We start from the raw sequence: 12,939 nt of genomic DNA, 5'->3' as shown, positions 1-12,939 counted from the left end.
CCCACCGCTGGGTCGTGGAGCGGACCCATGCCTGGTTCAACCGCTTCCGCCGCCTACCCATCCGATACGAGCGTCGCGCCGACATCTACGAGGCCTTCACCAGCCTCGCGGCAAGCCTTATCACCCTCAACCAGATCAGACGGTTCTGTTAGGCGCTCTAAGATCGTCGCCACGTCAGTTCACTCAAGTTGGGGCTTGGCGGGCGAATCCGTTCGTTGCTACGCCCTGGCTCCGTTCCGCGGACGGTAAGAAAGCACTTTACGACCGGCAGCGGCTCAAGAACGAGGCAGCTCAATTACAGCGTTCCGCCATATTTTTATTTTAACTACCATCCGACCACTAACTGCAGTGGGCCTATTTGCCTTAAGTGCTCCACTACAACTTCCTACGTTTGTCATTCGCATGATGTAAAATCGCTTAGATCGATCAGAAATAGGCGATTGTCGCAACACTAGCACCTTTGTGATTTTTTTAGGTTTTTAGAAGCAATATACTAGGGAATATAAACGAATTCTTACTTGATATTAAGAGAACTATTTCATGCACGGCCTGACATTCATTTATCGTTCGCCTCATCATCGCAGGAACAAGACCTTCTCTACCGGTCGGCGCGACTTCTGAGGCTTGCTTCGGTGCGCCGGTCGTCCGGTGGGTCCGTGTGCATTATTGGGAAACGGATGCACCGTTGGGCTCGCCGAGAGGCGGCATGAGCCCGTCGGACCCGAGATTGAGACGATCGGACCAAACATAGTCGCCCGTGAGGTTGATGCGGTCCCAACCGAGCGGCGAGAGTTGCGCGTGCATGGCCTTGACCCAGTCGAGCACATTCCAGATCCGCTCGTAGTCCTGATAGTCCTGCCCACCGGTGAAGGCGATGCGCGGGCCCGGCGGCATGAGGATCTCGCTCTCCGCCCGGCGCTGGGCGGCGATGAAGCCGCGGCTGTCGATCATCGCCGCGGTCATGGTGCGGTGGTTCACCTGTGAGCCCGAGCGCGGGCGCCAGATCGAGCCGGTCTGGACCCGGTAGACCCCCGCGGCGGCGTCGCGGATGTACTCGAAGGCGTTGCGGCGCTCGCTCAGGCTCAGACCCAGCGCGATCAGACGCTCCAGCTCGACCGACTTGATCTCGGAGCCGTCCTGCTCGCCCTGCGCGCGCTTCTGCGCCACCTCGTTGTCGTCGAGCTTGCGCACCAGGGTCTCGGTGCGGCGGTGCAAGAGGTTGGGCGCTCCCCCTGGCCTGGCGCTACGCAGTGATGCTCGTGGCCGTCATGCTGGCGGCGGTGGCTGTCTTCCAGGCCGTGCGCGTGCCGCCGCTGAAGGACGTCACGGTGTCGATACCGGGCCTGCCCGCCGGCTTCGACGGCTACACGATTCTGCATCTGTCCGACCTGCACATCAGCCGCCTCTTTCCCGCGGCTTGGGTGCAGGCCGTCGTCGCGCGCGCCAATGACCTCGGGACGGACTTGATCGTGGTGACGGGTGACTTCATCGACGGCTCGCTCGCATCGCGACGGACCGACGTCGAGCCGCTGCGCGCCTTGACGGCGCGGGACGGCGTCTGGGCCGTGCCGGGCAACCACGAATACTTCTTCGACTACGAGGCATGGATGCGCCACCTCACGGGCCTCGGCATCCGCATGCTGTCCAACGCCCACGCGGTCCTCAGGCGCGACGGCGGTTCGCTTGTGGTCGCCGGCGTCACCGACCGCTCGGCGCCCGCTACGGGCCATCCGGGAGCCGATCTCGCCGCTGCGCTGGCGGGCAGGCCCGCCGGTGCGCCGATCGTGCTGCTGGATCACCAACCGGCGAACGCTGCGCGAGCAGCCGAGCACGGGGTCAGGCTGCAACTGTCCGGGCATACCCACGGTGGGATGATCTGCGGCCTGGACCGGCTGGTGGCACGGGGCAACGCCGGGTTCGTCTCCGGCGCATACCGAGTCGGGGGCATGCTGCTCTATGTCAGCAACGGCACCGGGCTCTGGCCCGGCTTCGCGCTGCGGCTCGGGCGCCCGTCGGAACTGACGCGGATCACCCTACGGCCCGCGTCGTGACGCTCCGTTCGGCGGAGTTTTTCAGGGAGCAGAGGGGGCGTTCGGTGCAACAAAGCGAGGTGCGCTGACCTCACATCCCGACACCTTTGCCTCCATCCCCGAACATCAGCCTGGGGTAGAATGCCGTCCCTGACGAAGCGGCTCGAAGGTCAAATCAGAGTCATCATTCGCCGCGGAGTGCCCGTTTTCCTGTTCACGAATGGGGAAAACCCTTCACTGTACTTTAAAAGCGCGTCCGACTTGTAATGAGAAAATCGCGCTGAGGGGAATTGATCCATCGTGGCGAGCCCGGCCACCTTCATACTTCTATGCTTGAACCTGCTGGATTAACTCCGAGTCATTCAATCATTGTGATGGTATCAGTTCGTAAAATTGCAAGTTACAATAGCTCAATTATGTCTTTGTTGCCACAGAAGGCATCCATTCATTCTCAAATGTGCTTCGAATTAGTCTTTCGTTAACCATCTTTGCCAGAGTTAGCGGACAGTCCGTCACCCAGTCCGGGGGGCGAGCCTCTCCGCATCTCGTCGGCTGATCTGCGATCGCGCAGTCGCTGATCTCAAGAGTCGCAAAGATGTCTTCCGTCTCCGTCCCGACTCCCCTGTCGCAGACCGCTTCTGTCTCCCCCGAGAAGCGTTTGGCCTTGCTCGCAGGTGTCAGCATCCTCGCCATGGCGATCGTCTTGCCGGCCGTTGCGGCCGATCGGCCGACCCCCACAGTGTCCCGGGGGGCGAAAGGGCCGAACGGAACCGCCGGCTTCTTCGGCTTCGGGGCACGGGATGCGGTGGCCGGCTCGCCGGGTGGCAACGTCGATCTCGCCAATGTCGATGTCGGTGCCGCTCAGAAGAACCCGTCCAGCACCATCGAGATGGGATCGCGCGGTGGCGACGGCGGCTCGGGCGATGCCAGCGGCACCGCCTCGGTGCCCGGAGCCGATGGCGGCTCCGCGGGCAATGTCACCGTCTCGCTCGCCGATCCGGTATCCGGGCGCGCCGATCAGAGGTCGGCGGCACCGCGCATCTGGGTCTATTCGCGGGGCGGCAACGGCGGGGGTGCCCAGAAGGATGTCGGGGGTGGCGGCTCCGCCGGCTCGGTCGGCCTGACGCTGTCGTCCACCGTTTCGACGGCGGGAACATCCTTCCTCGGGGTTCGCGTCAGTTCGACCGGCGGAAATGCAGGCAATGGGGGAACCGACGCATCGGTAACGGAGGCGAAGAAGGGCGGCGCCAGCGGCGACGTGATCCTGGAGATCCTCCCGTCCGGCGGCGTGTCCACGACTGGCAAGGGCGCGACGGCTATCATCGTCGAATCCCTCGGTGGGGCAGGCTCCGTCCGCGGCAGCGGAACCTTCTACAGCAATCCCTTCGTGACCAAGGGCGGGTCGGCCGGCACGGCGATCCTCACCAATGGCGGGCGCATCGAGACGGCCGGCGACCACGCCATCGGCGCCCTCGTGCAAAGCGTCGGCGGAACCGGCGGTGAGCAGAAGACGACCGGAGGCGGTCAACCCGGAGAGAAGGGTGGGGACGCTGCCTCCGTGACGGCCACCAACGACGGCAGCATCAAGACAGGCGGCCAATACGCCTTCGGCGTGCTGGCACAATCCGTCGGCGGCAAGGGCGGCCAGGGCGGCGGCGCGAGCTTCAGCGGAGGCGACGGCGGTGATGCCGGCAACGGCGCCGCCGTCAAAGTCACGAACCATGGATCGATCGAGACCGGCGGTCTCGGCGCAATCGGCATGATCGCCCAGAGCATCGGCGGCGGCAAACCCCTCGACGCGCTCCAAGTCGTTCCGGTGAAGGAGCGCTCCGGCGGCGGAGCCGGCGGCTTCGGCGGCGGCTTCTTCTTCGCATCAGGCGGCGCCGGCGGGCAGGGCGGCGTCGGCGGCAAGGTCGATGTCGTCAACGACGGATCCATTCGGACGGAGGGCAACAAGGCCTACGGCGTTCTGGCCCAGAGCATCGGCGGCGGCGGCGGTGGTGGCGGAAAAGCCCAAGCGTTCGGCTTCCTCTTCGACGTCGCACTCGGCGGTGACGGCGGCATCGGCGGCAAGGGGCAGGACGTCAGCGTCACGACGAAGGCGGGGGCGGCCAACGGCGCCCCCGTGACGATTGAGACGAAGGGCGACGAGGCTGCCGCCATCCTGGCGCAGTCGATCGGCGGCGGCGGCGGAATCGGCGGTGATGCCGTGTCCCGTGCGGCCGGCCTCATCGTCACCGTCGCGACGTCGAACGGCGGGTCCGGCGGCAAGGGCAACAGCGCCGGCACCGTCAAGGTCGACAGCGGCGCCGCCCTCACGACCGGCGGGTCGCGCGCCTACGGCGTCCAGGCGATGAGCGTCGGCGGCGGCGGCGGTGTCGGCGGCGCCTCGATCGCGGCCGCCATCGGCGCAAACGTTCCTAAGTACATGCCCATCAACATCGTCATCGCCTCGGCGCAGGGCGGCGTTGGAGGTGAGGGCGCCACCGGCGGTCGGGTCGAGGTCAGGAATTCCGGTTCGGTGCGGACCGGCGGCGGCGACGCCTCCGGCATTCTGGCCATGAGCGTCGGCGGCGGCGGCGGCTCCGGCGGCCTCGCCGACACCTTCAGCCTGTCGGTGATGGGCGATGAGAAGGGCAAGGACGTCCTGTCGGTCTCGGTCAACACCGCGCTCGGCGGCAGCGGCGGGACCGGCGGCACCGCGGATACGGTGAAGGTTACCAATTCCGGCGAGATCGCCACCACCGGGTCGCAGGCCGCCGGCATCGCCGCCTACAGCATCGGCGGCGGCGGCGGTGTGGGCGGCAGCGCCGACGTGATGCAGCGGGCCGTCGGCAATGGCTACGCGATGGCGATTAACGGCGCCGTCGGCGGGGCGGGCGGCAGCGGCAACAAGGGCGGACGCGTCGAGCTCATTAACACCGGCGCGATCGAGACCGAGGGCTACGCGGCGAACGGCATCCACGCGATGAGCGTCGGCGGCGGTGGCGGCGCGGGCGGATCCGGCGAGGTCAAGACGATCACCGGCATCAAGGCGGCCGATCTCGGGATCGGCGGCGGCGCCGACACGGTGATCGGCCTGCTCCCGGTAAAGCCGAAGACGATGTCCATCAACGGCGTCGTCGGCGGCAATGGCGGAAAGGGCGGCGATGCGGGCAGCCTCGACCTCACGAATGCCGGAAGCATCCGGACCTGGGGGGCGGATGCCCGCGGAATCTTCGCCCAGAGCATTGGTGGCGGCGGCGGCGCGGCCCCCATCGGCATGGCCGAACCATCGAACAAGGTGCAGGTGAGCCAGGCCGTCGGCGGCAAGGGCGGTGCGGCCGGCAATGGCGGCAACGTGGTCGTGAGCAACACCGGCACCGTCGACACGTTCCGTGACGGCGCCTACGCGATCCAGGTGCAATCCGTCGGCGGCGGCGGTGGCAGCGGCGGCTCGGCCTCCAGTTCGGCCGGCGATTCCTTCAAGACCGAACTCGCAAAGGACACCGGCAAGTATATCGGAACCGGGATGATGCAAGGCTGGAAGTTGCTCGACGAGCTCTTCCGCTCGACGTCCTCCGTGGGCGGTGGCACCATCATGCCGAAGTTTCTCAGCGAGCGGGACTACAAGCCCGAGATTCCGTTCTCCGTCTCGTACAACACCGCGCTCGGCGGAGCGGGCGGAGCGGGCGGCAAGGGTGGCGACGTCACCGTCACCAATGCCGGAAACCTGACGACCTACGGCAATTCCGCATCGGCCATCTTCGCCCAGTCGATCGGCGGCGGCGGCGGCAATGCCGGCAACGCAAACGTTTCAGGCGGCAAGATCATCAACCTGAAGAGCGCGACCGGCGGTGACGGCGGCGCCAACGGAGCGGGCGGCAAAGTCGAGGTCGACAACAGCAAACGGATCGCCACCCATGGCGCCTCGTCCTTCGGCATCCTGGCTCAGTCGGTCGGCGGCGGCGGCGGAACGGCCACCACCGGTGCCGACAAATCCGGCTGGGATCCGCTGACGTCCATCAGCGAGTTCGCCGGTTACCAGACCGTGACGGGCGGCCAGAACGGCGCGAGGGGCCGCGGGGGTGAGGTCACAGTCGGAAACACCGGATCGATCACCACGCAGGGGCGCGAAGCCCACGGCATCCTGGCCCAGTCGATCGGCGGCGGTGGCGGCGTCTCCGTCCTGAACGTCAACGATCCCTACAAGCTGATCAGCTTGAAGGGCGCACTCACGGCGGCAGAGAAGAAGGCCATCTTCGACGCATCCGGGATCGACCTGGACAAGGAGATTTCCGCTCTCGAAGCGTCGAAGACGGCAAAGGACAAGACCAAGGACAACGACAGGAAGGCGACCATCGACGCCCGCGTCGGCGGCACCGGAGCGACCGAGGACGGTGGCACGGTCACGGTCGGCGGCACCGGCTCGATCGCGACCGCCGGCGTCGCGGCCTTCGGCATCCTCGCCCAGTCGATCGGCGGCGGCGGCGGTCTCTCGACGAACGCTGAGGCGGATCTCGCTACGGTGGCCGGGCGCATCGGCGGGACCGGCGGCGCCAAGGGCGACGGCGGCAAGGTGAGCGTCGCCCTCGAGGGGGGCGCCCGGATCGAGACCGCCGGCACCGCCGCCTACGGCCTCTTTGCGCAATCGATCGGCGGCGGCGGCGGATATGGCGGCACGACGCAGAACGCGCCCGCCTTCGTGTCGACCGGCCAGGCCACCGGCGACGGTGGCAAGGTTGAGATCACCCTCGACCGAGGAACGTCCGTGCTGACGCTGGGCCGGAAGGCCCACGGCGTCTTCGCGCAAAGCCTCGGCGGGGGCGGCGGCTGGGTTGCCGACCTCTCCGACCGCGCCGATTTCACAGCCACGGGAGCGAGCCGCGCCGACGCCACGGGCAAGGGCGGCACGATCGATGTCTCTTCGAAAGGCTCGATCGCGACCCTGGGGGCGGATGCCACCGCCATCGTTGCGCAAAGCGGGGTGCAGCGCACCGACGGCTCGATCGATCCCGGCCGGACGGGTGGCACGATCAAGGTCACGGTCGACGGGATCGTCAGCGGCGGCAGCGGAAGCGGTGCCGGCATCCGGCTCGACGGCGGCGCGAACAATACGATCACCATCGCGGAGGACGGCAACGTCAGCGCCCTGTCGGGACGCGCGATCATCGGCTCGCTGGCGCAGGATACGCTGACCAACCGTGGCATCATCGTGGGCGACATCGATCTGAGAGGCGTCGCTTCGGGCTTGGGCGACATCTTCGTGAACGGCGCTCCTGGCCAGAGCGGGGCGCTCCTCCTCACCGGATTGCACGGAATGATCGATGTCGGCTCGGCCGGCCGCCTGACGAACCACGGTGTCATCGACATCGGCGGCAGCGGCAAAGTCACGGATCTGAAAGTGACCGGAAACTTCGTCCAATCGCAGAGCGGCCAACTGCTCATCGATATCGATGCCCTGGCCTCCGACAGAGCGTTGCGAAACGACCATCTGACCGTGAGCGGCTCGGTCGATCTGGGCGGAACGGTGCGGCCGAACGTGATGGGCAGCCTTCTTCCGGGCGACTACACGTTCCTGACCGCTGGCAAGATCCAGTCGCTGAGCGCCGATGCTCCGAACACGGCGATCCAGTCCGATTCCGTGCCGGTGTCGTGGGCGATCGTGCGGACCGGAGAAAACGTGGCCCTCCGGCCGAGCGCAAACTTCGTGTCCCCCCTGGGCATGACCTTGACCAGCGACCAGCGGGCAGCCGCCGGGGCCTTGCAGGAGCTGTGGAACGTCGGCTCGCATTCGCAGGCCACCGTATTCGCGGACTTCCTCTCGGTTCGTAGCAAGTCGAGCTACGCTGCCGCTCTCGACGACCTCAATCCTGAATCCCTTCAGAACGTTCTGCATGGCCGCGCCTCCGACGCCCGCGCCGGACTGCACCGGGTGAACAGCTGCCCCGCCTTCACAGGGACCGGTACCCTGCAACAGGAAGGCGACTGCGTGTGGGGCCGGGTGGCAGCGGGCCACACCGCAATGTTCGGCACGCCGGACGACGGCGGCTTTCGGCAGAGTTCCCTGAGCTATCAGAGCGGCCTGCAGACCGAATTCGCCCGTGACTGGTTCTTCGGACTGACGGGCGCCTACACGCGCGCCTATCTGCGCGATGCCGATCAGGTCAGTGGGTCGATGGCCGATGCCGCCGACATCGCCGTCGCCCTCAAGCATCAGGTGGGGGCCTGGCTGTTCGCCGCCTCGACGAATGTCGGCTACGCTTGGTCGGACAACCGGCGGTCGATTAGTATCGGCAACAACAGCTGGCTCGCCCATAGCAAGTCGGAAGTGCTGACGGCTGCCGGCCGTCTGAGAGCGAGCTACCAGTTCCTGTTCGATGGCTGGTACATCAGGCCCTACGCCGAGGTCGACGTGCTCTACACGCACAGCCCCGGCTATTCGGAGACCGGCGCGCAAGCCCTGAACCTCGATGTCCGCGAGCTGCATAAGACGCTGTTCGCCTTCAGCCCCAACGTGGAGATCGGTGGCCGCTACGATATCGACGCGGAAAGCTGGATCCGGCCCTACGGTAAGTTCGGCGTCACGATGCTCTCCGACGACAACTTCATCGGGCGCGCCAGCTTCCAGGGCAGCAACGGCCTCGGACTGTTCGCGACGGCCTCACGTATCCCGGACCTCGTGGGAGATGCCGGCCTCGGTGTGCAGGTTAAATTCGGTAACGGGCTCGAGTTGCTGGGCGAGTATCAGTCACAGGTTGGGGATCACTTCTTCTCCCACAACGGCAGCGTCCGGTTGCAGGCGCGCTTCTGATGCCTGCCAGCTTCCGGACGACAGGCGGGTGACGGGAGCGGAGCGGCTGCCGGTTTCGTGGACACCGAGATAGGTGTTTTGGAACCGGTGGTTGGCAAGGCAACGACGGAGGTTCGGCCGCGAGTTCAGGTCGGAGGCGGTGAAGCGGGTGCGGGAACGGGGGGCGGTGTCGCAAGCCGCCCGTGACCCGGAGCGACTTCCGACGAAGTGGACGCCGATTCGGCGAAAGAAAGCCCGCAGAAACAAAGATCTGGAGACGCCGGCTGATGCAATCAAGTCGGATACGGCTCTAGGTCAGCGGACCACCTCGACCTCCAGGCCGGGGATCTTCAGCTTCGCCCAAGCCCGATCGGAGGTGAGGACCGGCACGCCGAGCTTCATGGCGAGCGCCATGCAGGTCCGGTCACCGAGCCCACTGCCGTGCTGCCGCGTCGCCTCCGTGAGCCGCGCGGCGGCGAAGGCCGCCTCGCGATCATGCGCGTGCAGATCGAGGCGCAACTCCTGCACCACCTCCTCAATCACGGGGAGCGCCAACCCGCGCAAGATCAGGGCTTTGACGAGTTCCTGAAGGTTGACGGCGGACATGGCGGCCTGACCGACGCGCGCGGCAACGATGGCCGCTCCCGGCTCGCTGCGCAGGAGCGCGATCACCGCCGAGGTATCGAAGACGACAGCGCTCACGCTTTGGCATCCTCGCCGTCGCTGTCATCTGCGCGCCGCTCTTCTAGGAATGAAGCTGTATCGGCATCATCTTTGACATGCTCGCGGTAGAGAGCCTGGAGCTTGGTAACGACGTTCGCGATCGGCGACAGGCGGACCTCAGCACCATCAACCGTCACGATGATCCGCGTCTCGCCTGACACGCCCATCGCCTCGCGGACTGCCTGCGGAAGAACCATGCGCCCGTTGGCGGCCAGTTTCACATCGGTGACAAACGTCATCGGAGGTTACCTTCCGTCAAAACATCCCAAAGCAGCGTACCGTCTCTATCGCAAATTGTCATCTTAAGCTTTGAAGCCACTTTTGTGTCGGTGCATCATGCGGTAAAAATGTCATTTTGTTGTTCGAGACGCGCGCTCACGCCTAACAAGGAGACCTCTTTGGCGTGAGGCAATTGGCTACGATAATACCAACTATCGCAGGAAATGTGTGGATCGTTAAGATTTGAACGGCTACGCTCCCGCCATGGAGCCTGACGCCACAGATTCCGCCCCCGGACCACACCACAGCGCGTTTGCTCCCCCGGTCCCGTTCGTCCACGCGCTGCCGCCCGGCCTCGACCTCCTGATCGAGCGGCTGGAGCAGCACGCACGGGCTGCGCGCGGCGCATTCGCCGACAACACGGTCCGCGCGCTCGCCGCCGACAGCCGCATCTTCGCCGCGTGGTGCCGCGAGGCGGGGAGGGCAATGCTGCCGGCAACGCCCGAGACGGTCGCGGCCTTCATCGACGCGCAAAGCGAGACGAAGGCGCGCGCCACGGTCGAGCGCTACCGCTCGTCGATCGCGGCTTTGCACCGGGCAGCCGGTCTACAGAACCCTTGCGCCGACGAAATCGTGCGCCTGGCAGTGAAGCGGATGAGCCGCGCCAAGGGTAGGCGCCAGAAGCAGGCCGAGCCGCTCAACCGCAGCAGCATCGAGCGCATGCTGGAGGTGAAGACGCCTGGCCGGCTCCACCGACGCGTGACGGAGGCGAAACGCGAGTTGCCGCTGATCGCGCTGCGCAACGCGGCGCTGGTCGCGGTCGCCTACGACACGCTGCTGCGCCGCTCCGAACTCGTCTCTTTACATATTGGGGATCTGCACAAGGGCGCCGACGGCTCCGGCACCGTGCTGGTGCGGCGCTCGAAGGCCGACCAGGAGGGGGAGGGGGCGATCAAGTACCTCGCCCCCGATACCATGGAGCACATCGCGGCGTGGCTTGAGGCTGCCCATATCGAGAGTGGCCCGCTGTTCCGGCCGCTGACCAAGGGCGGGCAGGTCGGTGTGGCCGCGCTCGGAGGAGGGGAGGTGGCGCGGGTGTTTCGCGATCTTGCCACCGCGGCCGGGCTGAAGCTGGCGCGGCTGCCCTCCGGACATTCGACCCGGGTTGGGGCGACGCAGGACATGTTTGCAGCGGGCTTCGAACTGCTCGAGGTGATGCAGGCCGGATCGTGGAAGACGCCAGCGATGCCGGCTCGCTACGGTGAGCGCCTGCGTGCTCAGCGTGGTGGAGCACGGAAGCTCGCAACGCTGCAGAACAGGGCCTAGTCCAAAGAACCCGGGAGACCTGGGGGCAAAGGTTCGAATCCTGTCGGGCGCGCCCTGATGACCCGCCCGACGCTGCTCCTGCTCGACGAGCCCTCCATGGGGCTCGCGCCGATCATCGTCGCCGAGATCTTCGCGATCGTCGCCCGGCTCATCCGCGAGGAGGGGATGAGCGTCCTCGTCGCCGAGCAGAACGCCAATCTCGTGCTCGAGGTCGCCAACCACGCCATCGTGCTCGAGAGCGGGCGCGTGGTGGCCTCCGGCTCCAGCGCGGACCTCGCCGCGAGCGGACGGCTCGGCGCGCTCTACCTCGGCGGCGCCGAGGCCGGGACCCGGCACTGAAACCTTTGTCCTTCACCGAACGAGACAGTCGATGAGTGAACCCGACGCCGCCCGGTCGGCCGCCCCTTGGACCGCCTGAGGCACACCCCCGAGCCCGCGCTATGAGGCCCTCGCCGCGCGCTTCCGGCCCGTCTTCGCCCGCATCCGCGAGGGGGCGGTCGCGCGCGAGCAGGACCGCGATCTGCCCTACGCGGCGATCGGATGGCTGAAGGAAGCCCGCTTCGGCGCCCTGCGGGTGCCGGAGGACGAGGGCGGCTTCGGCGCGATCCTGCCCGACCTGTTCGCGTTGCTGGCCGAACTGGCAGAGGCCGATTCCAACCTGCCGCAGGCCCTGCGCAACCATTTCGGCTTCGCCGAGGACACCGTCGGCAGCCCGACTGGCGAGCGCCGGACGCACTGGGTTGAACGTCTCACGGCAGGCGACCTGTTCGGCGGCGCGTGGTCCGAGACCGGCCCGGCCGCGGTCGGCACCTTCGAGACGAGCATCCACCGCAGCGGCGCGCGCTGGGGTCTGACGGGCCAGAAGTACTACACCACGGGTTCGCTGTTTGCCGACTGGATCGACGTCGTCGGCACCGGCGAGGCGGGGGAGGAAACCTCGGTGGTGGTGCCGGCGAAAGCCCCGGGTGTCGAGGTGATCGACGATTGGGACGGCTTCGGCCAGCGGCTGACGGCGAGCGGCACCGCCCTGTTCGAGGACGCGCCCGCGATCGGCGAGCCGCTGCCGACAGCGGACCGCTTTCCCTACGGCCCGGCCTTCTTCCAGGCGGTGCATCTCGCCACCCTCATCGGCATCGCTCGGGCGGCGGCGAGCGAGGTGGCGCAGGCGTTTCGCGAGCGCAACCGCACCTACTCTCATGCCGCCGGAGCGCGCCCGAGCGCCGACCTGCAGGTGCTCCAGGTCGTGGGCCGGGTGCATGGCCTCGCCTACGCGGCGGGCGCCATCAATGAGCAGGCGGCGCAGGCCGTGCAGCGCGCCTACGAGGCGCGGGCCGCTGGCCTCCCCGAGGCGGAGGCGCACGCGATCAACGTCGCCGCCGAGATCGAACTGGCGCAGGCCCAGAGCGTGCTGATCGGTCTCGTCCTCGACGCGGGGACGATCCTGTTCGACGCGCTTTGCGCCTCGGCCACCAGCCGCCGCCATGCGCTGGACCGTCACTGGCGCAACGCCCGCACGATCGCCTCGCACAATCCACGCATCTTCAAGGACCGGGTCGTCGGCGACGACGCCGTCAACGGCACCGAACCGCCGTTCCAACGGAAGATCGGACAGATGCGTAAGAGTTAATTCTTAGATCTGTACACATACATTCCAGAGCACCGTCCGCTGCTTTATCAGGAGCCAACCTTCGGTCTGTTGAGGGCGAAGGTCCGGTTGTGACGCACAGCTGAACAAAGGGCGTGCGAACTCCTGACCGAGGTCGTGTGAGAACGCTGATTTTCAGGGGTGGAGGGGCCGAGGGAGAGTAGCGCGGTGGATGGAGGTCGCGGGCTTCAGGCCCGGATGGCCCCTTCAGGCCCGGATGGCCC

General features: G+C 66.8%; 7 protein-coding genes and 2 pseudogenes. 6 read left to right on the top strand and 3 right to left on the bottom strand.

What is annotated here, in order from left to right:
* On the top strand, positions 1-152 hold a 152-nt coding region (locus tag ASF53_RS15780; protein ID WP_156635583.1), incomplete at its 5' end, for a transposase.
* A 613-nt stretch (positions 153-765) separates the two neighbouring features.
* On the opposite strand, the pseudogene ASF53_RS25815 reads toward ASF53_RS15780, so the two are convergent.
* Positions 766-1,224 (bottom strand): annotated as a pseudogene (locus ASF53_RS25815) (SLOG family protein); the annotation flags it as partial.
* On the opposite strand from ASF53_RS25815, the pseudogene ASF53_RS15770 reads away from it, so the two are divergent.
* Positions 1,218-2,051, top strand: a pseudogene (locus tag ASF53_RS15770) (metallophosphoesterase); the annotation flags it as partial. The pseudogenes ASF53_RS25815 and ASF53_RS15770 sit on opposite strands and share 7 nt — an antisense overlap.
* A 643-nt stretch (positions 2,052-2,694) precedes the next feature.
* Entirely contained in the window at positions 2,695-8,823 is a 6,129-nt protein-coding gene (locus ASF53_RS15765) for an autotransporter outer membrane beta-barrel domain-containing protein (RefSeq protein ID WP_156635579.1), read from the top strand.
* Between the two features lie 294 nt (positions 8,824-9,117).
* Here the strand turns inward: ASF53_RS15765 and ASF53_RS15760 are convergent, their stop codons facing one another.
* Positions 9,118-9,504: a type II toxin-antitoxin system VapC family toxin gene (locus tag ASF53_RS15760; RefSeq protein ID WP_056200262.1), complete on the bottom strand. Its 387-nt coding sequence runs from the start codon at positions 9,502-9,504 to the stop codon at positions 9,118-9,120.
* On the bottom strand, positions 9,501-9,764 hold the full coding sequence (locus ASF53_RS15755; RefSeq protein ID WP_056200259.1) for an AbrB/MazE/SpoVT family DNA-binding domain-containing protein: 264 nt from the start codon (positions 9,762-9,764) through the stop codon (positions 9,501-9,503). Before ASF53_RS15755 ends, ASF53_RS15760 begins: the two co-directional genes overlap by 4 nt.
* A gap of 223 nt (positions 9,765-9,987) precedes the next feature.
* Between ASF53_RS15755 and ASF53_RS15750 the strand changes: the two genes are divergently transcribed.
* The 3 genes from ASF53_RS15750 (at position 9,988) to ASF53_RS15740 (ending at position 12,697) form a co-directional block, all read left to right on the top strand.
* On the top strand, positions 9,988-11,070 hold the full coding sequence (locus ASF53_RS15750) for a tyrosine-type recombinase/integrase (RefSeq protein ID WP_286134481.1): 1,083 nt from the start codon (positions 9,988-9,990) through the stop codon (positions 11,068-11,070).
* 57 nt (positions 11,071-11,127) lie between these two features.
* Complete coding sequence (locus ASF53_RS15745) at positions 11,128-11,409, top strand: ATP-binding cassette domain-containing protein (protein ID WP_286134480.1); 282 nt, start codon at positions 11,128-11,130, stop codon at positions 11,407-11,409.
* Positions 11,410-11,644: 235 nt separating this feature from the next.
* The gene (locus ASF53_RS15740; RefSeq protein WP_502690590.1) at positions 11,645-12,697 is read left to right on the top strand and encodes an acyl-CoA dehydrogenase family protein; all 1,053 of its coding nucleotides are present in this window, start codon (positions 11,645-11,647) and stop codon (positions 12,695-12,697) included.
* Positions 12,698-12,939: the final 242 nt, after the last annotated feature.

The organism is Methylobacterium sp. Leaf123 (genome assembly GCF_001423405.1).
In the GTDB taxonomy this organism is placed as follows: Bacteria; Pseudomonadota; Alphaproteobacteria; order Rhizobiales; family Beijerinckiaceae; genus Methylobacterium.
This window is presented reverse-complemented; position numbering and strand designations above follow the sequence as displayed.